The sequence below is a fragment of the Rhodoferax antarcticus ANT.BR genome, from assembly GCF_001938565.1.
Taxonomy (GTDB): Bacteria; Pseudomonadota; Gammaproteobacteria; order Burkholderiales; family Burkholderiaceae_C; genus Rhodoferax; species Rhodoferax antarcticus.
This window is the reverse complement of the sequence record NZ_MSYM01000008.1, coordinates 88,318-109,717: the sequence shown is the minus strand read 5'-3', so window position 1 is coordinate 109,717 and position 21,400 is coordinate 88,318. Positions and strand designations below refer to the sequence as shown.

Sequence of the window (21,400 nt, the reverse complement as noted above, 5' to 3'; positions counted from 1 at the left end):
GAACCATGACCGACTCGAACCAAAACAAGCCAGCCCGCGCCATTCCCTGGCCCGGGCCCGATAGCCGCTACGGTGCAAACAGCAACGGCGTTGATAACGGCAACCCCCTCACATCTGCCTTGCAAAACCGGGTGGTGCGCAACACCTACGCACTGCTGGCGATGACGCTGCTGTTTAGCGCCGGTGTCGCTACGGCGGCCATGGCCTTGCAGGCGCCCAGTCCGGGCATCATCATCACGCTGGTGGGCTATTTTGGTTTGTTGTACGCGGTACACAAGTTGCAAAACAGCGCCTGGGCGCTGCCTGCGGTGTTTGCGTTAACCGGCTTCATGGGCTACACGCTGGGCCCCATCCTCACCCGCTACAGCGGCCTGCCCAATGGTGGCGAGGTCATTGGCATGGCGCTGGGCGCGACCGGCGTGACGTTTCTTGCGCTGTCGGCCTATGTGCTGACCACCCGCAAAGACTTCAGCTTCATGGGTGGCTTTTTGTTTGCCGGTATGGTGATTGCCTTGCTGGCCGGCATCGGCGCCATGGTGTTTGAGGTGCCCGCGCTGGGCATGGCGGTATCAGCCATGGTGGCCTTGTTGTCGGCAGGTTTGATCCTGTTCGAGACCAGCCGCATTGTGAACGGTGGTGAAAGCAACTATGTGCTGGCCACGGTCGGCTTGTTTGTATCATTGTTTAACCTTTTCACCAGTCTGCTGAGCCTCTTTGGTATCGGAAGCAATAGCGACTAAAGCTTTAGCGCCAACCCGTGGAACTACAACTTGCAAACCATTGACAATTTTGCCACCGGCCCGATGTGGGCCGGTTTCATCACTTTCGTGCTGGCCATGCTGGCGCTGGATTTGTTCGTACTTGGCGGAAAAAAGGCCCATCGGGTGTCTGTCAAAGAGGCCGGTGCCTGGGTTTTTGTCTGGGTCACGCTGGCGCTGTCCTTTGGCGCTTTGCTGTGGTGGTATCTGGACGGCACCCTCGGGCGCGAAGTGGCTAATCGCAAGGCGCTGGAATTTATCACCGGCTATCTGATCGAGCAATCGCTGTCGGTGGACAACATGTTTGTCTTCGTGATGATCTTTGGCTACTTTGCCGTGCCGCCTGAATTGCAGCGCCGCGTGCTGTTATACGGCGTGCTGGGAGCGATCGTGATGCGGGCCGGCATGATTCTGGCCGGCGTCTGGCTGGTGCAAGAGTTCGCCTGGATCCTTTATGTCTTTGGTGCTTTCCTGCTGATCACCGGCATCAAGATGTTGGTATTTGCCGACCAGCAGCCCGACCTGGACAACAACCCGCTGCTGCGCTGGATGCGCGGCCACATGCGCATCACCCCCGGCTTTCACGGCCAGGCATTCTTCGTGCGCCAGCAGGGCCTGCTTTACGCCACGCCAATGTTCCTGGTGCTGGTGCTGATTGAGGTCAGCGACCTGGTGTTTGCGGTTGATAGTATTCCGGCGATTTTCGCGGTGACCACCGACCCGTTCATCGTCTTCACCTCCAACATCTTCGCCATCATGGGGCTGCGGGCCATGTACTTCCTGCTGGCCGACATGGCCGACCGTTTCCATCTGCTCAAATACGGTCTGGCCATCGTGCTGGTGTTTATTGGTGGCAAGATGCTGGCTATGCCATGGTTCCACATGCCGGTGCAATGGTCACTGGCCATCGTCGGGAGCATCATTGCGCTGTCGGTTGTTCTTAGTCTGAAACTATCAAAAGGCAAGGCTATCCCCACCATGCCCGGCACTTAGTGGGGTTCAAACATGACATCCATTGCACCCCAATCGCCCGATATGCCGCCAGCGTGCCGTGAACAGCGTGACAGCGAGGGGCGACTTCTTGCTGTGACTTTCGAGTCCGGGGGGATCTCGTCTGACGTGCCCTGCAGCGCTTGCTGGCTCGTCGCACTCGACGGCTCCGGGTACGCACTGCAGGCGTTGCGCCAGGCCATGCGCCTTGCCCTCGAAAGCGGTGTGGAAACGCTCGATCTGATAAATGTTCAACCTTGGTTAAGCAAGGAGGCCGCTGAAAGCCATTTGTCCCAGCGTGGCTGGGCCGCCACCGCCGCTGCTTGCGCCATCCTAGATGCCAAGGGCTTGGGGTGGCGACTTCATGTGCGTATGGGCGAGCCTGCAACCAGCATCGTCTTGCTGGCCGAGTTTCTGGGCAGCCGGGGCATCGTCATCGGTGCGCGCGGCCTGAGTACGGCTGAGAGCCTGCTGCTGGGCTGCGTCGCGCAGCAGGTGATTCGTGCAGCGCTTGGCGTGGTACTTGTCGTGCGCACACCTGGTGGCCCGCGCCCTGGCGCCGGAGATGGGTCATTGGCCAGCGCATGATCTTGACGGCATGAACCAAGCTCGACGCTTTCGCGCGTGGCTGCGCCATCTGGAGCCTCGCGTGTTGGCCACCTTGAGTAGCCCCACGCTCGGTCGCCTGCGACCGTGGTTAGACCGGCATGATGTGTTCAGTTTTTATCGGGAGCCCCTATCCCGTGGCGTGGCCATTGGCGTGCTGTGCGGCTTGATACCTGGGCCGTTACAGGTGTTGGGGTCTCTGGGAATGTGTGCCTGGCTGCGCGGAAATGCCATTCTGGCGGTGCTCGTCACCGCCTATACCAACCCACTGACCATCGTGCCCTTGTATTGGCTGGCATTCAAGATGGGTGCCTTTCTGTTACCCGGCCAGCATGTGATGCCAGCATTTGTGGCACCGGATGACGGCTTTGGCGCTTGGGCCATCGGTTTGGGCGAATGGATGACCGCGCTCGGCTGGCCCTTGCTGATCGGCTTGCCCGTGCTGGCCATCGTGCTGGCCGCGAATGCCTACGCGCTGATGCAAGTCTTCTTTTTGACGCCAGTGGTTCGGAGAGCCCGCCGCCTGCATCGCAGACCAAGTTGATGGCTCTGGCCATCAAAGAGGCAACTCGCTCCGCTGCGTTACCTCGTCAAACAGTCGCCGTGGGTTGAAGCCCTTCGCAAAAAGATGCTCATAAGGCGTGGGCTGCATCGCGCCGCTCCACCGCCTTCAACCCCACCAATAAGACCGTCCCCACCGCCATCACCCCCGCAGCAAAGTACAGCCCGGCGTTGTAGCTGCCCAGGTGGACGGCCAATTGGCCAGTGAAGGCTGGGCCGATGATCTGGGCAGCGCCGTAGGACAGTGTCATCTTGCCCATCATCTTGGCGGGTTTGGTCGGGTAGTAGCGCCCGGCCATGCTCAACACCAGGCTGACCATGCCGATAAACGTGCCGCCAAACAGCAGCGCGCCAAACAGCGTCGGGAGCAGCCCACCCACCATCACCGGAAGCAAAATGCCCACGATCTGCAGTACCGCCGCCAGGATCAACGCATTCAGGTCGCCGGTGCGCCGGGCGATGAAGTCCCAGTTGATGCAGGCCGGGGCGGCACCCAGGCCAATCGCCAGAAAGACCAGATTGCCCTGGCCCGCCATGCCGGGCAGCTTGTTGACAATCGCCACGATAAACGTGGCACTCACCACATAACCAAACCCGGCGCAGAAATACGCCGCCATGAAGACGCGCAAGTACAGCTTACTGGGCGGCTTGTCGACCATCTTTTGCCCGCTGGTGGTCAGGCCACTGGTATCCGGGCGGGGCAGCCAGGCCAGGGCCGGTACCAGTAGCAGGCAGCCAAGAGCGGCGAACGCCCACCATTGTTCGCGCCAGTCCAGTGCCGGGCTCATCAGCATCACCGCGGCTGCGCAACCGGCAATGCCCAGCCCCAGGCCGCTGAAGTGAATGCCCAACTCGCTGCGCTGGTTATGGCGGATCAGCCAGTTCAAAATCAGCCCGGTGCCCAGCAACATGCCGACCGCGCTGCACAGCCCGGCCACATAGCGTGATATAGCCCAGACCACCACATCGGTGGTGAGCCCCATGACGGCTGTGCTCAACACCGCAAGCACCATACCGATGCGGTACAGCTTGTCTTTAAGCACCAAGTCGCTGATCTGCGATGCAATCAGCGCGCCACTCAAGTAGCCGGCGTAATTGATCGCGGCGAGCCAGCCGGCAGCGGCCACGCCCAAACCGGCCTGCTGCTGCATCAGCGGCAGCAGCGGCGTGTACGCAAAGCGCGCCACGCCCAGCGTCAGAATTAAGCTGAAAATGCCTGCGCCAAGAACCTTCAGCCGCGCCAGCTGTTGCGTCACCTGCCGCCCTTGAGCCACCGCGACAGTGCAGAACTCAGGCGCGCCAGGGTGATTGGCTTGGTCAGGAAGTCATCCATACCGGCCTCGACACAACGCCGTCGGTCGTCGTCAAAGGCGCTGGCGGTCAGCGCGATGATCGGGGTGCGCTTGGCGCCACTGTCGCGTTCCCACTGCCGGATGCTGCGCGTGGCCTGCTGGCCGTCCATGATCGGCATTTGCACATCCATCAGGATCACATCGAAAGGCGTCGCTTGGCGCACCCTTTCAAAAGCAATATGGCCGTTGTCGGCAAACTCGACCTGCAACCCCAGCTTGATCAGTAGCGCTTTGATCACCATGCGATTGATGGGGTTGTCCTCGGCCACCAGCACGCGCCCACTGAGCAAATCTGCTGGCGCTGCACTACCGATGGGCGGGGTGACTTGCTCGGGGTGCAGTGGTGCGGGCGCCGGCTGCATGGGCACCCGGAACCAGAAGCGCGAGCCCTTGCCCAGTTGGCTCTGCAAACCCCTGCTGCCACCCATAAATTCGGCCAGCTTGGCAACGATGGACAAGCCCAGACCGGTGCCACCAAACTCGCGGGTGGTAGAGCTGTCAGCCTGCGAGAACGGCTTGAACAACAGCGCCTGTTTGTCAGCGGCAATGCCGATGCCACTGTCCTGCACCGAATACTCCAGCCAGCGCTGGCCGCTGTCGTCGTTGATCTGCGCCACCTGCACCAGCACCTCGCCCTGCGAAGTGAACTTGATGGCGTTGCCCACATAGTTGGTCAGCATCTGCCGCAGCCGGGTGGCGTCGCCGCAACAGTAGCTTTGCTCAAGGGTGCCAGTGTCTACCCGAAGCGTCAGATGCTTGCTTTGCGCCAGTGGCTTAAAGACGGCCACGGTTTGCATCAGCAACTGTGCCGGGTTGAAGGCAGTAGGCGCTAGCTGCAGCTTGCCGGCCTCGACCTTGGACAGGTCCAAAATGTTGTCGAGCAGACCCAGAAGGCTTTGCCCGGACGTCAAAATGGTACGCGCGTAGTCCTGCAACTCCTGCGGTGAGAGTTGCGGCAGCAGCAGCAGCTGCGCCATGCCCAGAATGCCGTTGAGAGGTGTACGTAATTCATGGCTCATGGTGGCCAGAAACTCGCTTTTGGCGCGGGTGCCGGCCTGAGCCAGTTCGAGCAAACGCTCCAGTTCCACCTCATGCTGCTTGCGCTCGCTGATGTCTGTGTAAGCGCCAACCATTCGCACGGGCTTGCCCTGGGCATCACGCTCAGCGATACGCCCCCGGTCGAGCACCCAGATGCTGCCGCCGTCCTTGCAGATCATCCGGTGCTCCGAGCTGTAGAACTCGTTGTGTCCGTCGAGCAGTCGCTGCAATTGACCCCATACCTGCGGTTTGTCATCAGGGTGGAGGAACCCTGCGAACGCATCTATATGACTGTCGACATCACCTTCTGAGAAGCCCAGGATGCTGAACCACTGCTGGTTGTGCACCAAGCGGCCAGTGGGCAGGTGCCAGTCCCAAATGCCCTCCCGGGTGGCGGTCATGACATCGCGCAGGCGTTGTTCGCTCTGTGCGACCTGTTGCTGGGCCCGCACCACATCGGTGATGTCGTGGGCTATGACCAAAATCTGGTTGTTGCCGTGAGCGTCTTTGAACGGACGCTTAATCGATTTGAAGTGCCTGATTTCTCCGGTAAGTGCGTCGCGACTATCTTCAAAAACCACCTCGCCTTCGCCGCGCGCCATGATCCCGAGCACGTTGTGCCTAAATGACGCTGCCAGATCGGCGGGTACGCCAAAGTCACTATCGTGTTTTCCCACCATCGCGTCGGGCGTGGTGTGGTACAGGTCTGCCATAGTGCGGTTGCAAAGCAAAAAATCGCCCTTGGCATCCTTGAGCACGATAACGTCAGGGATTTCCTCAAAGACGGCTTCGTATAGCGCCAGCTTCTGGCGGGCAGTGATCGACATCGGTGTACTCCTTGATGGGGATGCGTGTTCGCGACGCTCTTAGCCTGCAAATATTATGGAGTACGCGATGCCGCGCCGGCTGACCGCCTCAGGGCGCAGGCTGGGCGGGAACCGGCAGCGCGCACACCTGATGCGCAAACGCTTCTACCTGTGCCCAGTCGGTGAACTCGAACGTCTGGGTGGTGTCGGTCGGCCCCTTGGTGATGTACATGATGAAGCGGATCATTTGTTGGTCCACCAGGCCCAGCGCCGGGTAGTTCAGCCGCCCGGCAAACACGCCTGTCAGATTCGGCTTCCAGCTGAGCTGCTGCATCAGCTTGATCATGTAGGGGTTGGTGTGTGGCTGGTTTTTCTCAGGCTTGCGTGCCACCACGTTCACGGAAAACAGCGCGTTTGCCTTGCGCTCCAGCAGCGGTTGGTGCTTCTTGATGAATGCCGCCAACTGCGGGCGGTGTTTGCCATAACGGATGCTGGCGCCAATCACGATGCGCTGAAACTTGTCCAGATTCAGGGCGTCGGCCTGGTCCAGCGGTGCCAGGGTCACGTGCTGGCCTTGCGCGGTCATGACGAACTTCATGCGCTCGCAAATGTGGCGCGTGTGGCCGTCAACGGTGGAATAGATGAGAAGGGTATGGTGTGGCACGGTGGCTGCGTCAAAGGTGAAGTGGGCGCGATGCTACCGCGTTGCGCCCATGGGTCGTGTGACAAAAGTCATTAATCGTCAGCAAGGTTGCCGGGTTTGAAGGAGCTGGTCAGCTTCGCTTGCGTGTCCTCATTGACCTGCGCGTAGTGCGAAAACGCCAGGGTGTAAGAGCCCTGGCCGCCAGTGAGTGACTTCAGGCGGCTCTGGTAGTCGCCCAATTCGGCCAGCGGCATTTGCCCGCTGATCGCCACCGTGCCCATGGGCCGTGGCTGGGTGCCAGTGATATGGCCACGTTTGCTGGCCAGGTCGCCAGTCAAATCCCCAATGGCAGACTCCGGTGCCACCACTTCAATCGTCACGACCGGTTCCAGCACCACCGGCTTGGCAGCCCGCACCGCTTCCAGCGTGGCTTTGCGCGCGGCGGCCACAAATGCCACCTCTTTGCCGTCCACCGCGTGGGTCTTGCCATCAAAAACCGTCACGCGCAGGTCGTGCAGCGGAAAACCCGCCACTGCGCCTTGCGCCAACGCCTGCTGCACGCCTTTTTCAACCGCCTGCATGAACACGCCGGGAATGGCGCCGCCCTTGACCACATCCTCAAACTCAAACCCCGCGCCGCGCTCCAGCGGTGCTACGCGCAGCATCACCTCGCCAAACTGCCCTGCGCCACCGCTTTGTTTTTTGTGGCGGCAATGGCCTTGCGCCTCGCCCAGAATGGTCTCGCGGTAGGCGATTTGTGGCGTGCTGGTGGTGAGTTCCAGCTTGAACTGCTGCTGCATGCGCAGCATTTTGGCGCGCAGGTGCATGTCGCCCAGGCCGCGGATCACCGTCTCATTGGTGCCGGGATGCCGCTCCACGGTGAAACACGGGTCTTCCATCTCCAGTTTGTGCAAGATCTCAAACAGCCGCTGCTCGTCGCCCTTGCGCTGGGTCTGTACCGCCAGACCGTGCATGGGTTGCGGGAACGCCAGTGGTTTCAGGTGGATGTGGTCTTCGTCATGCGAGTCGTGCAGCACGCTGTCAAACGCAATCTCGTCGACCTTGGCCACGGCACCGATGTCACCCGGCACCAGCGCATCCACCTCAACGTACTCCTTGCCCTGCAAGCAGTACAGGTGGTTGACCTTAAATGGCTGTTTGCCCGAACCGGCAAACAGTTGCGCGTCCTTGCGCACTGTGCCCTGATGCACCCGAAACACGCAGACCTTGCCAATAAACGGGTCCACTACCACCTTGAACACATGCGCCAGCACATGCAGATCGGGCAGCGGCTGGGCGGCAAATGCCACTGGCTCGGCATCGGGCTGGTTCTTGTAAAACGGTGGCGGGTTGCCCTCGGCCGGGTTCGGGGCCAGCCTGACCAGCACGTCGAGCAACTGCGGCACGCCCGCGCCGGTTTTCGCCGACACAAACAAAATCGGGGTCAGGTGCCCGGCGCGCAGCGCTTTCTCAAACGGCGCATGCAATTCTTGCGGACTGGGGTCGGCACCATCTTCCAGATAGCGCGCCATCAGGTCGTCGTCTTCCTCGATGAGTTGGTCAACCAGCGCGCGGTGGGCTGCGGCCACCGAGGCAAAGTCGCTCTCGCCGTCGTCATGGCCAAGCAGTTCCACCACCTCTTGTGCATGGTGGGTGGGCAAGTCCAGCAGCAGGCATTGCTTGCCAAAGCGCTCGCGGATGTCGTCCACCAAAGCGCCCAAGTCGAGGTTGTCGGCATCAATTTTGTTGATCAGAATCATCCGACACAGGCCGCGCTCGCCCGCCAGGGTGAACATGCGTTCGGTGGTCAGCTCGACGCCGGTTTGGGCGCTGATCACAATCAAAGCGGTGTCGGCGGCCGCCAGCGCACCGATGGCCTGACCCGCGAAGTCGGGGTAACCGGGCGTGTCGAGCAGGTGAATGCGCGTGTCATCCTGGGTGAGGCTGACCAGCGAAGAATGCAACGAGTGACCGAGTTGTTTTTCAATCGGGTCAAAGTCGCACACCGTGTTGCCTTTTTCCACCGAGCCACGGCCGGTGATGGTGCCGGTAGCGGCCAACAGGCTCTCGATCAAGGTGGTTTTGCCAACTGAGCCATGTCCGACCAATGTCACAGCACGGATGTTTGTCGATGTTTTGTCGCTCATAACGGTCTCTTTCGATGATGTTGTGAGCGAACAGTTTACGCTCGAGCAGCGCGCTTTGACAGATGTCTTGAGTCGCGGTCAAACGTCATTTTGAGCGCGTTCAGCCCGGAAAAAGCGCCAGGTTCTGGCGGATGCGGGTTGCGAGCAGCCAAAGCACGCCGTGCCGATGGCCGTAGTCGACGTGTCTTGAATGTCAATGTGCATGACGATCCAACAGCCGCGCATGCATTTGCCTTCGGTGATGCTCAGTCAGGATTTTTGGAGCACGCTAAAGGCCACCCTATTGCCGTCGCCTAAGGCCTCTCAGAATATATAAGAAATTGGCCTCTGGCCCTTGTTCTATAAAGGATAGCAGCTCTATATTTGATAATTAAAGCGGGTGTTCAGTGTAAAACTGACCACTGTGGTACAGCAGCGGTGAGGCGCCGGTGCGGTAGCTGCAGTATTCCACCTCACCGACAAAAATCACGTGGTCACCTTCTTCGTAGCGGCTGCGGTTAAAGCACTCGAAGCTGGCCACGCTGCCGCTGATCAGCGGTGCGCCGCCGCGTCCGTTGGTGAAAGCCAGGTCGGCAAAGCGGTCGCCGCTGCGTGATGCAAACCGTAGTGCCAGCGCCTGCTGGTCGGCGGCCAGAATATTGATTGCATAGTGAGAGCCTTGGCGAAAGGCGGCCATCGAGCTCGCCGCCTGCGACAGGCTCCACAGCACCAGCGGCGGCGTGAGCGACACCGAGTTAAATGAATTGGCGGTCAGCCCCACCAACTCCCCTGCGGGCGTGCGCGCTGTGACAATCGTCACGCCTGTTGCAAACATGCCTAAGGCGGTGCGAAATTGGGTGCTGGAAAAGTCGGGCGCCTGCGCCAGAGAGCGGGTTACGGTTGAAAACATCGGGCTGAATCTACCCGAAATTAGGCAAGTTGCACACCGCGTGGGCCAAACCCGCCTGGCGAAATTGCCTCTTAAAAATTGCGCCATGCGCATCAGTCACCAACGCGCTGTGTTAAACAGTATCAAAAATATAGTTACTGCCCCCTTCTGACCAAGGGCTTGCGCCGATTTTTATACAAAAATCTCGAAGGTTGCGCAACCGCTTTGTCGTGGCGCCTAGCGCCCCCCAGGATCGCTGGGGTAGCCCGATAGTGATGACCTGGTGCTGGCTTTGACCATCGATACAAGGGTAAACCCGCAGTCGCCAATTGCATTTGACCAAATATACTTACGACGTAGTTTCTTTTTAGCAATCGGAATTGCAAGCGAGTTTGGAGCCCTTAGGGGCTCCTTTTTTTTCAGGCTGCAGGCGGCGCTGCCGGTGGCAAGCGCAGCGATTGCAACTGCGCCATGGCCTGGTACAGCGGCACACACAGCAGGCGCGAGACACCGCTGGCCACCATGGCGGTAGCCATCAGACTCAGTACCAGCGCGTGGCCATCGACCATCTCCATGACGATGATGAACGCCGTGAGTGGTGCCTGCGTTACCGCTGCCAAAAAGCCGGCCATGCCCAGCGCGATCAGCGTGGGCGCGTTGGCGTAGTGGGTCAACTGCGCGATGTCGTTGCCCAAAGACCCGCCGATGGACAACGCCGGCGCAAAGATGCCGCCCGGCACGCCTGACCAGGCGGTGATCCAGGTGGCCAGAAATTTCAGCAGGGTGTAGAGCGGCTCGGTATGGCCTTGACCATCGAGCATGCCACGGCTGGCGGCGTAGCCGGTGCCAAAGGTGCTGTTGTGGCTGACCAGCCCGATCACGGCCAGCACCAGCCCGCAGGCCGCAGCAAACGCCACCGGTGAGCGTTTGCGCCAGCGGCTGAACCGGTCAGCACTGTCGCCACGAACTGACAGCAGCAGCATGCGCGCAAACAGCCCGCCAATCAATCCGCACGACACCGCCACCAGCAGGCCCGGCCCCAACAGGGCCATGCTCAGTTCGTCCACCCGGATCACGCCAAAGTAGGTGGAATTGCCATAGATCGACACCGCCATCAGGCCGCTGAGCACAATGGCGGCCAGCAGCAGGCCGTTGCTGCGCTGCTCGGGGCGGCGCGACAGCTCCTCAATGGCAAACATGATCCCGCCCAGCGGGGTATTGAAGGCCGCTGCAATCCCGGCAGCGCCACCGGCCATCAGCAGCCCGTGGTCAGAAACCTGCGTTTTGTCGGGCAAATAGTGGCGCGCGTGGTGCATGACGCCAGCCGCAATTTGTACTGACGGCCCCTCACGCCCCAAAGACAAGCCACCCAGCATGCCGCCTGCAGTCAGCAGCATCTTGGCAGCGGAGAGTTTCAAAGACACAAACAGATGGCGTTGCTGCGCAGGCACACTGTCCATGGCCGCCATCACCTGCGGAATGCCTGAGCCTGCGGCCCCTATGGCGTAACGGCGCATCACCCAGACAATGCCCGCCGCACACAGCGGTGTCCACAACAGTGGTGCCCAGGCCACCGCGCCCTGCATGCGTTCAAAGAAGGCGAAGGCGTGTTCGGTCATCCAAGTGAAGGCCACCACGGTCAGGCCAGCCAATGCCGCAAAGCCGATGACCACCGCGCGTGACAACCACAATCGCCAATCAGCCAGATCTTTGCGCAGGGCGTTGAGCAGGTTGGCACTGCCGTCGTCTATCTTCACGCCGCAAACCTCCACGAGCCAAATTGAGCAAAGCGATTGCAATCCATGGAGGGCTGTAGAGGTGAATGCATTGCAACGAATGCAATTTGTTATATTGCCCGCACTTTAACGCAGGATGGCTCTATTTTTAGGCCACAAGAGGAGAGCCACATGTTCAAGGTCGGTTTGGTGGGCTACGGCAAGGCCGGGCAGGCGGTGGCGCAGGAGCTGCAGTCTGACCCGCGTTTGGCGTTGTGCTGGGTGGTTCGCCACTCTGCACAGCCGGGTGCGACCGTGCCAGAGACGAGCATCCCCATCGTCAGCCTGGAGGCACAGGATTGGAGCGCCTGGATGGACGCGCATCCGGTGGATGCGCTGGTGGACTTTTCGCAGGCCCACAGCCTGCACGCCTATGGCGAGGCGCTGCGCCAGCACCGGGTGATGCTGGTGAGTGCCATCTCGGCCTATAGCCCGCAAGACCTGGACTACGCCCGCACGCTGGGCAAAGACACCCAGGTGATGTGCTCGCCCAACATCACCGTGGGCATCAACTTCCTGATCATGGCGGCGCGGCTGTTGCGCAAGATTGCCCCGCATGCCGATGTGGAGATTCTGGAGCAACACTTTCGCGACAAGCCAGAAGTGTCAGGCACCGCCCGCAAGATTGCCCAGACCCTGCAGGTGCAGGATGAGCGCATCACCTCGCTGCGCCTGGGTGGCATCGTCGGCCAACATGAGGTGATTTTTGGCTTTCCTTACCAGACGGTGCGGCTCGTGCACAACTCGATCGAGCGGCGCGCCTTTGGCACTGGCGCGGCGTTTGCCATCACGCAGTTGGCCCCCTGCGCACCGGGTTTCTATACCTTTGACGACTTGATGATGCGCTTGGTGCGCCAGGAGCTGCTGGCGGACGACCAGCTGCCCGCAGACCCCGTTGCCACGGTATGACCAGACGCGTTCAATCCACCCCTGTTCCCGTCTCACTACCCGATCCTGCGAGCGATCCCGCCGAGCAAGCCGCCGTGGTGCTGCGCCGTTTTCGCGTGGTGTTTAACGCGGTCCGCACGCATTTCAAGCAGGTGGAAAAACAGGTGGGGCTGGGCGGCGCGCAGGTGTGGGCGCTGAGCATCATTCGCGACCAACCTAGCATTGGCCTGGGCGCACTCGCACGCAGCATGGATGTGCACCAGTCCACCGCCAGCAATTTGGTCAAAGGCTTGCTAAAAAAGGGACTAATCCGTGCCGACAAAGGGCAGGTGGACAAGCGCCAGTTGCAGCTGATGCCGCTGCCCGGCGCACTGGAGCTACTAAAGCAGGTGCCGGGCCCGTTTGAAGGTGTCTTGCCAGAGGCGCTGGAACAATTGCCAGCCGAAACACTACAGCGGCTTGACCACGATTTGGCAGAGCTCATTGCTCTGCTTAAGGCCGATGAGGCCAGCGGCAGCATTCCGCTGGCGCAGTTGTAGAAGGATGGCGCTGGCTTGCGCTGAAGGGGCTGGCGCCAGAGCGCCAGGCGGTTCTTAACCGGCGCTGCTTCCCAGCAGCTCCCAGCGCTCCATCGCGGCCAGCAACTCATCGTCAATCTGGGCGCTGCGGGCAGCCAGCTTCATGGCGCGGGTGTTGTCCACGGCGTACAGGCTGCCGTCGGCCAGCAGGGTCGCCGCCTGGGCCTGTTCGGCCTCCAGCTTGGCAATCAGGTCGGGCAGGGTGTCGAGCTCGCGCTGCTCCTTGAAACTGAGTTTGCGCGCTTTGGCAACTGGCGCAGCGGTGGGCAACGGCGTAGGCGTTGCTATTTCGCCGACGCTTGACTGCTCTTTCTTTAGTAGCTGCTCGCGCTCATAATGAAAGGGCTTGGGGCCTTTTTGACCTCTAGACTTGGCCAGCTCTGACGCGCGCCTACTTTGCACCAGCCAGTCAGTCACGCCACCCTCGTATTCGCGCCACTTCGCATCACCCTCAAAGGCGATGGTGCTGGTGACCACATTGTCCAGAAAGGTACGGTCATGGCTGACCAGAAACACCGTGCCGTCGTAGTTTTGCAGCAGGTCTTCCAGCAACTCCAGCGTGTCAATGTCCAGGTCATTGGTCGGCTCATCGAGCACCAGCACATTGGCAGGCCGGGCAAACAGGCGCGCCAGCAGCAGCCGGTTGCGCTCGCCGCCGCTCAAGGATCGCACCGGGGAATTAGCGCGGGCTGGCGAAAACAAAAAGTCGCCCAAATAGCTTTTCACATGCTTTTTCTGGTTGCCGATCTCGATCCACTCACTGCCGGGGCTGATGAAGTCTTCCAGCGTGGCGTCCAGGTCCAGCGCGTTGCGCATCTGGTCAAAATACGCCACCGAGATGTTGGCCCCCTGGCGCACCGTGCCCCACGGGCTGTGGCCGGGCTCGGGGGCAGGGGAGTTAGCGGGTGCCGGGTCGGCCATGAGTTCACCCAGAATGAGCTTGAGCAGCGTGGTTTTACCGGCGCCGTTGGGGCCCAGCAGGCCGATTTTGTCGCCGCGCAGGATGGTGGCAGAAAAGCCATCGACGATTTTGCGCTCACCAAAACTCTTCGTCACGTGCGTCAGTTCAGCCACCAGCTTGCCGCTGGTAGCGCCGGTCACCACGTCCATGTTCACGCTGCCCACCACGTCGCGGCGCGCCTGGTGTTTGGCGCGCAACTCACCCAGACGCACGATACGGGCCTGCGCGCGGGTGCGCCGTGCTTCCACACCTTTGCGAATCCAGATTTCCTCCTGTGCTAGCAACTTGTCAGCACGCGCGTTGATCACCGCCTCTTGTGCCAACTGCTCTTCTTTTTGCACCAGGTAGGCGGCGAAATTGCCCGGGTAGGAGAGCAATTTGCCGCGATCAAGTTCAACAATGCGGGTCGCCACATTGTCCAGAAATGAGCGGTCGTGGGTGATGCAAATCATGCTGCCGCGAAACTCACACAGCAGGCCTTCCAGCCATTCGATGCTGTCCAGGTCCAGGTGGTTAGTGGGTTCGTCGAGCAGCAGCACGTCGGGGGCAGATACCAGCGCCTGCGCCAGCGCCACCCGCTTTTTGTTGCCGCCCGAGAGCGTGCGCACCAGCGCGTCGGGCGCCAGGTGCAGGCGGTGTAGCGTCTCCGACACGCGCTGCTCCCAGTTCCAGCCGTCCAGCGACTCAATCTCGGTTTGCATCGCATCCAGATCGCCATGACCCTGAGAATATTCATCAATTAAGGCCCTAGCCCTCGCCAAGCCTACGCTGACAGCTTCGAAAACCGTAGCATCCGCGTCAAGTTGCGGCTCCTGCGCTACAAACGCAATGCGGATGCCGTTTTGCACCTGCGTGGTGCCGTCATCGGGTTTGTCCAAACCACCCAGGATTTTGAGCATACTGGACTTGCCCGCGCCGTTGCGACCGATCAGCCCCACGCGCTCCTGTGTTTCGAGAGAAAAATCAGCATGGTCGAGCAGGGCAACATGCCCAAAAGCCAGCTGGGCGTCAAGAAGTGTGATGAGTGCCATAGGGGCGGGATTATCCGCTGGCGGGCCGCTGGTCCTTCTTCTGAGGGACCCAGCCTGGACCGGCTTGGCGTCTCAAAAAAATCCGCCAGGTCGCGTCACGGCGTTTTCAGCAACTCTGCCACTTCTTTCTGTCCGCCAAACTTGTCACCCAAGGCCGCTAACTCGTCGAGTTGCACCTTGGCCAGTTCTTTTTTGCCACCCTTGATATGAATTTTGGCCAGGTTCAGCTTGAACACCGGGTTCTGTGGTTGCAGCGCGACGGCTTTGGTTTGCAGTTCTGCGGCTTTGGCGTAATCGCCCTTGTCTGACAAGAGCACCGCCAGCGTGTCCATGAATGCGGGCTGATTCGGGGCCAGGGTGTTGGCTTTTTCGGCCAGCGCAATGGCACTGTCCCGGTTCAGGCGGGCGCTGACCCAGGCGAGGTTGTTGTAGGCAACCGCATTGTTAGGCTGTACCTTGATGACGGTGCTGTAAAGCTTTTCGGCGCTGGCGTAGTCTTTGCGGTTGATGGCACCGTCGCCCAGATACAGCACAAAGGCGGCATCTTTCGGGTTGTCGCGTTGCCAAGTGGTGGCAAGCCGGTCAGCGTCGCCTGGCTTGTTGGCGGCCAGCAGTACCGAGTGCAGTTTGATGGCCAATTCAGGTGAGCTGACCTGCTTGAGGCCATCACGGTAAGCGTTGGCAGCGCTGTCCCAGTTTTTCTGCGAGGCGTTGATGTCACCTTCCAGCACATAACCCACCGCGCCTTTGGGGTCTTGCTTTTGCATGGTTTTGGCGGTGGCCAGCGCGCCCTGGATGTTCTTGCCATCCATGTCCAGCAAGATGCTGCCGCGTTGCGCTTGCTGCAGGTCTGGTTTGAGCTCCAGTGCCTTGCGCAAGCTGTTGGCTGCGGCTGTCTTGTCTTTCATGGCCATGTGCACATCGGCCATGAACAGATAGGGCATGGGTGACATGGGTTGCAGGGCGGAGAGTTTGTTGTAGCTGGCCAGTGCTTGATTGAATTCGCCAGACGCTTGTTGCGCTCGCCCCAGGGCGCCCAAAATATCTGGGTTTTCTGGCAGGGTGGCGGTAGCGTTCTGGGCGGCCGAGGTGGCTTGTTTGAAATCTTTGTTGCGCAGGTAATAGTCAATCAACAGGATGCGGGGCGCCACTTCGGTGGGGTTGGCCGTGACCGCATGGTCCAAGAGCTTGATGACGTCTTCTTTGCTGCCCCCCGTTCTAAGGCTCAGTTCAGCCAGCGCCAACAGCGCCTGCGAGTTTTTCGGGTCTTTGGCCAAAACCGCGTCAAATCGTGCCTTGGCGTCCGCGGGTTTGTTGTCAGCTAGGTCCAGCCCTGCCAGGCTGGCGACAGCAGGAAAGTACAAGGCGTCGACTTGCAAGGCGCGCTCAAAGCTTTTTCGTGCGCCTGCGACATCTTTTTTAGCCAGCAAAACCCGGCCGCGTAGATTGGCTGCCAGCGGTTTGTCGGGCTGTTTTTTCTCCAGGCCATCGATGGCCTGGAGGGCCTTGTCCAACTCCTGGCGACGCAGATGGGCACTGATCAAGGCCATGTCGGCGGTGGTGCCAGCGTCAGAGGCAGCAATGTTTTCAAGCTCGCCAAAGGCCGAGTCCACTTGTCCGCCGACTAGGCGGGTCAGGGCCAGAGAGGTGCGGCTGCGCGCATTCTGCGGGTCTTGTTGGGTCGCCTTGGTGAAGTACTCCTCGGCTTTTTTCAAATCGTTGTTTTGCAGATAGACCTCACCGGCCAATGCGTACAAAGCCGGATCAACGTTGTCTGCGCTCAGGCCCGGTGTGAGAGTTGCAAGAGCCTTGGCTGCCTGGCCGGTGCGAAGGTACACCGTGACCAGCAAGCGCCGAGCCAGTGGCAAGCCGGGTGCCGCTTGCAGGGCTTTGCTCAGGTAGGCTTCAGCCTGGATAGGTGAGTTGAGTTGCAGCTCCACCGCGCCTGCAAGTTGCAGCGCTTGCACATTCCCGGGCACCGCTTTCAGAACCTGTTGCACCAGGTCCCGCGCGCCTTTCAGGTCTTTTTGCTGATACGCCAGATGCGCTTGCAAAAACTTGGTTTGCGGGTGGTTGGGGTTGAACTTTTTGAGTTGCTCCAACTGGGTGGTAGCGTCGGCGAAATTGTTTTGCAGAAAAAGCAAGGTGATCAGCGCTGCCTGACCCGCCAGAAATTCTGGTTTGATCTCCACCGACTTGCGGTAAGCGGCCAGTGCCTCGGTGGGTTGATCTTTGGCGTAACGCAGCAAATCACCCTTGAGTTTCCAGGCTTCAAAGTTCTGCGGTGCCGAGGCAATGACTTCTTCGGTCAGCGCCAGCGCTGCGTCGAAGTCGCGCTGGCCGCCTTTTTGGCGCGCCTGGATCAGTTTGGCCGGCGCATAGTCGGGCGTAGCTGCCAAAGCAGCGTCGAGGGACGCTTGCGCCGGTTTGGCCTGGCCCTGTGCGGCGTAGGCGGTTGCCAGGCTGGTTAAAAAAGCGCCCTGGGCAGGCTTGTCGGTCAAAGTCGTCTTGCCAAATTCGTCGGTGAGCTTTTTGGCCTGGCCTTGCGCCAGCATCGCGTTGGCCAACAGCGGGACGATCGGGTCTTGCGGGTAATTGAGCGCCAGTGCCTTGCGCAACTCGGTTTCGGCACCCGCTGCGTCGCCGCTGTCCAGCAGAGTCTTGCCCAGCATAAAGCGCGCTTCGGGCATGTCCGGGTTCTTTTGCAGCGCATTTTTGATCTGGATGACCGCCGCCTTGTTGTCATTTTTAGCCAGATAGTCTTTGGCAGAACTCAGCATCGCCTCAGGCTTTTCGCTACAGGCCACCAGCAGCAAAGACACCAACAGTGCAGACAGTGCCGCGCACGTTTGATTTTTTTTCAATGACATGATCAACCCCTGAATAAAACTTATGAGAACGGTGGATGAAAGTGTGGACCTATTTCAACCCTAAGCGGTGCATTAAATCGTACAGGGTCGGGCGGCTAACGCCAAGTAACTCGGCGGCCTTGAGCACATTGCCGTTCACCCGGCCAAGGGCCGCCAGAATGGCGGTTTTCTCTGCGTTGTCGCGGATGACGCGTAAGTCCAGGGAGGTGTCCAGCGCGTCTGTCGCGGCCTTCAGGCCAACATCTTCGCGGGTAATCTGGTTGCCGTCGGTCATGATGACGGCGCGTTTGATGCAATTTTCCAGTTCGCGGATGTTGCCCGGCCACGGGTGTTGTTCAATGGCCTTGACCGCGTCGTCACTCAGTGTCAAGGAGCCCCGGTTTTGCTCCAGGGCAAACTTGCGGGCAAAGGCGTGGGCCAGCAAGGCCGAGTCGCCCACCCGTTCTCGCAGTGGCGGAATGTTGACCACAATTTCGGCCAGTCGGTAATACAAATCCTCGCGAAACCGGTTTTCCTTGCTGAGCGCCATCAAGTCCTGGTGGGTGGCGCAAATGATGCGCACATCCACCGCAATTTCCTGACGCCCGCCGACCCGCTCGATAACTCTTTCTTGCAGAAATCGTAGCAACTTGGCCTGTAATTGAAAGGGCAAATCGCCAATTTCATCCAACATCAGGGTGCCGCCGTTAGCCGTCTCGATCTTGCCCAGCGTGGTTTTTCCAGCGCCGGTAAAAGCGCCTTTTTCATAGCCAAAGAGCTCGCTTTCCAGTAGGTTTTCGGGGATGGCGGCGCAGTTGATGGCCACAAATTTCTCGCCCCTCCGAGGTGACGCCTGATGCAGGCCGCGAGCCAGCACCTCTTTGCCGGTGCCACTTTCGCCCAACAGCATGACCGTGGCATTGCTGCTGGCCACTTTCTCGATGGTGCGGCAGATGCGTAGCATCATCGGGTCGCGAGTGGTCAGGCCTGCCAGCGCGTCGGGTTGTTGCAGCGCACGCAGGCGTTTGTTTTCTGCCTGTAGCTCGAAAAGCCTGAAGGCACGCTCAATTGTCAGATTCAGCAGTTCTGGCTCAAAAGGCTTGGCGAAAAAATCGTAAGCCCCCATGGCCACTGCCCGCAAGGCGTTGGCCTGGTCGTTCTGGCCGGTAAGCACGATTACCTTAATGTCGGCATCGAAAGCCATGATCTGTTCCAGTAGCTTGAAGCCCTCTGATACCGAATCAGCATCGGGTGGCAGCCCCAGGTCCATGGTCACCACTGCGGGCAGGCTCCTGCGAAGTTGCAGCAGCGCACTTTCGCGGTCGCTGGCGGTCACAGTGTCAAAGCGGTCCAGCGACCACTTGATCTGCTTTTGCAGCGCCAGATCGTCTTCAACGATCATCAAGGGACGGGATTTTTCTGAGGTCATGTGCTTTCTACGGAATGAAGATCCGATGTCTTCTGGTTTTCAAACAACGGTAAAAGCAGTGTCACGGTGGTTCCTTGGTTGACTTCGCTTTGAACTTCGATCTTGCCACCTAATTCCTGCACATATTGGTAACTCTCGTACGCGCCAATTCCCATACCGGCCTGTTTGGTGGTCTGGAAAGGCTTAAAGAGTCGCTCGCGCATGAAGTCCTGCGTCATACCCAGCCCGGTGTCCTGCACCACAATGCGGGCTTGTCCACCAGCGCGCTCCAGAGTGAGCCAGACATGGCCGCTCGGGTCTGTCGCATCAAAAGCATTTTGCACCACGTGGCCAATGATGCGCTCCAACCGCTCCTCGTGCCCACGGGTGTCCAACGATTCGAGAGCCTTGACCTCCAGCAATCGCCCGCGTGCAGCAGCCACCGCTTGCACCCGCGTGACAATGGCGCTGAGGTTTACACCAAACGCTTTGCCCGGTGGGGTGGCGCCCTCACGCAGTTGCAACATCAACTGCCGCATGCGCTCCAACGAGTTGTCCACGGTCATCAGCATGTCTTGTTGAAACTCGGGGTTGCCACCGTGCCGCTTGGCATTTTTCATCATGAGCGAGAGTTGGGTGACGATGTTTTTCAGGTCATGCACCACAAAGGCTGACATCTTGTTGAAAGCATCAAATTTGCGCACCTCCAGCAACGCCTCGGTGGCCTGCATCTGCGCCAGGTAACTGGCAGCCTGCTGGCTGGCGGTTTTGAGCAGGTCGTTGACCTCCCAGTTCACCTCAAACAGGGTGCGCGCGCTGGCCAGCACCACGAAACCGATCTGTTCGTCACCCACCATCAGTGGCACCACCAGCCAGGCTTGGGGCAGATCCTGCAGCCAGACCGGGATTTTGAGACTGCCGTAACGCCGGGAAAACGAGCGGTAGTCCTCCAGGTTGATCAGCTTGCCGCCATCGGCCAGATACTGGCACATGGGCGAGTCCATGGCCTCCTTGTCATCGGTTTGGCCCAAATTCCAGCGCGCCGTCTGGCTAAAGGTGGGCTCACCCTTGACCCGCAGCCATAGTCCGCCGCCAGGGCTCTCCACCATTTCAGCCAGACCGCGCACCACCTGCTGGCCCAAAGCCTGCGGAGAATTTTGCGCCGACAAAGCGCGAGTGAATTTCAGCCACTCTTCACGGTAGTCATAGCGGTAGCGAAAGAAATGCTTGCCCAGAAAAATACGCAGTTTGGCGCGCATGGTGCCCGACAGCGCCAGAATCACCAGAATGATCAGGGCAAATACCACCAAGCCCAACTGTAATGCGCGCCCCCACTCACCACCAAAATAGCGCACGTAGTAGCCCACGCCCGAAATGAAGATCAGGTAAATGCCTGCCATCAGCAGTGTGGCCGAGTGGAAAGCCGCCTTGGGTGAGAGTTGGATCTTGGCAATCCAGTCGTTGCGCCGGGTACTGGACAGCAGCAGCAGTGGCATCATCAAAGCATGTACCCCGGCGCGAATGCTCAGCGCATCTTCATCGGGGCGGTTAAACAACACGGCTTGCGAAAACAGGTACAGATCAAACAAGAAGGCACCCGCCAGACCCAGCGATAAAGGCTTGATGTTCCAGCGCGAGTCTTCGGTGGCGTTGCGAAATACCTGCTCCAGCAGCACCAGTGCAAACACCGGCATAGCCATGGCGCTGAACAGCACCCAGCGCATCGGATCACCCAGAGCGCCCACATTAAGCACCGCCAGACCCAAGGACAGCGGGCCAGAGGCCGCCAGCAACACCGCCCAGAGCGCCAGACTGCGGGTGCTACTGAGGCCCTTGGTCGGTCGGTTAGTGCGCAGCAGGATCAGTAAAAAAGCGAACCAGGCTGCGTAGCGCAATTGATCTGCCAGCGTGGTCACCAGCAGTAACACTGCAGAAGGCTTCAGGACCAGCATCAGCGCTGCCCCTCCCCACAGGGCGCTCAGAGACACCGCGGCCAAAACGGCTATTTTGGAGGCCTCGCGCGGTTTTCTAAGGTACCCGGCTTGCAGCAAACGCAGCGCAAACACCAGGTAGCACACCACTGCCAGTCCACCGCTCCAGACGGTCAAGTCGAGGTGGCCGCTGTCCATAATGGTCGGAAA

Annotated in this window: 16 protein-coding genes; 6 read left to right on the top strand and 10 right to left on the bottom strand. The window is 59.9% G+C overall.

Going from position 1 to position 21,400, the window contains the following annotated elements; translation table 11 throughout:
* The first annotated feature begins 5 nt into the window (after positions 1 to 5).
* The 4 genes from BLL52_RS05445 (at position 6) to BLL52_RS05430 (ending at position 2,898) form a co-directional block, all read left to right on the top strand.
* On the top strand, positions 6 to 740 hold the full coding sequence (locus BLL52_RS05445; RefSeq protein ID WP_083633800.1) for a Bax inhibitor-1/YccA family protein: 735 nt from the start codon (positions 6 to 8) through the stop codon (positions 738 to 740).
* A gap of 63 nt (positions 741 to 803) precedes the next feature.
* The gene (locus tag BLL52_RS05440; RefSeq protein WP_075585887.1) at positions 804 to 1,751 is read left to right on the top strand and encodes a TerC family protein; all 948 of its coding nucleotides are present in this window, start codon (positions 804 to 806) and stop codon (positions 1,749 to 1,751) included.
* 12 nt (positions 1,752 to 1,763) lie between these two features.
* On the top strand, positions 1,764 to 2,336 hold the full coding sequence (locus tag BLL52_RS05435) for a universal stress protein (RefSeq protein ID WP_075585696.1): 573 nt from the start codon (positions 1,764 to 1,766) through the stop codon (positions 2,334 to 2,336).
* Between the two features lie 10 nt (positions 2,337 to 2,346).
* Entirely contained in the window at positions 2,347 to 2,898 is a 552-nt protein-coding gene (locus tag BLL52_RS05430) for a DUF2062 domain-containing protein (protein ID WP_075585886.1), read from the top strand.
* A gap of 88 nt (positions 2,899 to 2,986) precedes the next feature.
* Here the strand turns inward: BLL52_RS05430 and BLL52_RS05425 are convergent, their stop codons facing one another.
* The 6 genes from BLL52_RS05425 to BLL52_RS05400 form a co-directional block, all read right to left on the bottom strand.
* Positions 2,987 to 4,171 carry a YbfB/YjiJ family MFS transporter gene (locus tag BLL52_RS05425; RefSeq protein WP_075585695.1) on the bottom strand — a complete coding sequence of 395 codons (1,185 nt, stop codon included), beginning with the start codon at positions 4,169 to 4,171 and terminating at the stop codon, positions 2,987 to 2,989.
* Positions 4,168 to 6,132 carry an ATP-binding protein gene (locus BLL52_RS05420; RefSeq protein ID WP_075585694.1) on the bottom strand — a complete coding sequence of 655 codons (1,965 nt, stop codon included), beginning with the start codon at positions 6,130 to 6,132 and terminating at the stop codon, positions 4,168 to 4,170. Before BLL52_RS05420 ends, BLL52_RS05425 begins: the two co-directional genes overlap by 4 nt.
* 88 nt (positions 6,133 to 6,220) lie before the next feature.
* Complete coding sequence (gene hemG / locus BLL52_RS05415; protein ID WP_075585693.1) at positions 6,221 to 6,775, bottom strand: menaquinone-dependent protoporphyrinogen IX dehydrogenase; 555 nt, start codon at positions 6,773 to 6,775, stop codon at positions 6,221 to 6,223.
* 71 nt (positions 6,776 to 6,846) lie between these two features.
* Complete coding sequence (fusA, locus tag BLL52_RS05410) at positions 6,847 to 8,901, bottom strand: elongation factor G (protein WP_075585692.1); 2,055 nt, start codon at positions 8,899 to 8,901, stop codon at positions 6,847 to 6,849.
* 370 nt (positions 8,902 to 9,271) lie between these two features.
* Entirely contained in the window at positions 9,272 to 9,790 is a 519-nt protein-coding gene (locus BLL52_RS05405; protein WP_075585691.1) for a flavin reductase family protein, read from the bottom strand.
* A gap of 398 nt (positions 9,791 to 10,188) precedes the next feature.
* Positions 10,189 to 11,526 (bottom strand): chloride channel protein, encoded by a 1,338-nt coding sequence (locus BLL52_RS05400; protein WP_241839014.1) that lies wholly within the window; start codon positions 11,524 to 11,526, stop codon positions 10,189 to 10,191.
* Between the two features lie 150 nt (positions 11,527 to 11,676).
* On the opposite strand from BLL52_RS05400, the gene BLL52_RS05395 reads away from it, so the two are divergent.
* Positions 11,677 to 12,453, top strand: coding sequence for a dihydrodipicolinate reductase C-terminal domain-containing protein (locus tag BLL52_RS05395; protein WP_083633799.1), 777 nt, complete (start codon positions 11,677 to 11,679; stop codon positions 12,451 to 12,453).
* Positions 12,450 to 12,971 carry a MarR family winged helix-turn-helix transcriptional regulator gene (locus BLL52_RS05390; RefSeq protein ID WP_083633798.1) on the top strand — a complete coding sequence of 174 codons (522 nt, stop codon included), beginning with the start codon at positions 12,450 to 12,452 and terminating at the stop codon, positions 12,969 to 12,971. Before BLL52_RS05395 ends, BLL52_RS05390 begins: the two co-directional genes overlap by 4 nt.
* Positions 12,972 to 13,025: 54 nt before the next feature.
* Here the strand turns inward: BLL52_RS05390 and BLL52_RS05385 are convergent, their stop codons facing one another.
* The 4 genes from BLL52_RS05385 to prsK form a co-directional block, all read right to left on the bottom strand.
* Positions 13,026 to 15,002 (bottom strand): ATP-binding cassette domain-containing protein, encoded by a 1,977-nt coding sequence (locus BLL52_RS05385; protein ID WP_075585690.1) that lies wholly within the window; start codon positions 15,000 to 15,002, stop codon positions 13,026 to 13,028.
* Positions 15,003 to 15,097: 95 nt separating this feature from the next.
* Positions 15,098 to 17,872 carry an XrtA/PEP-CTERM system TPR-repeat protein PrsT gene (gene prsT, locus BLL52_RS05380; protein ID WP_075585882.1) on the bottom strand — a complete coding sequence of 925 codons (2,775 nt, stop codon included), beginning with the start codon at positions 17,870 to 17,872 and terminating at the stop codon, positions 15,098 to 15,100.
* Between the two features lie 49 nt (positions 17,873 to 17,921).
* Positions 17,922 to 19,280 carry a PEP-CTERM-box response regulator transcription factor gene (gene prsR, locus BLL52_RS05375; RefSeq protein ID WP_083633797.1) on the bottom strand — a complete coding sequence of 453 codons (1,359 nt, stop codon included), beginning with the start codon at positions 19,278 to 19,280 and terminating at the stop codon, positions 17,922 to 17,924.
* Positions 19,277 to 21,388, bottom strand: a complete 2,112-nt coding sequence (gene prsK, locus BLL52_RS05370; RefSeq protein ID WP_075585689.1) for an XrtA/PEP-CTERM system histidine kinase PrsK — start codon at positions 21,386 to 21,388, stop codon at positions 19,277 to 19,279. The genes prsR and prsK overlap by 4 nt, the downstream gene beginning before the upstream one ends.
* Positions 21,389 to 21,400 lie beyond the last annotated feature (12 nt).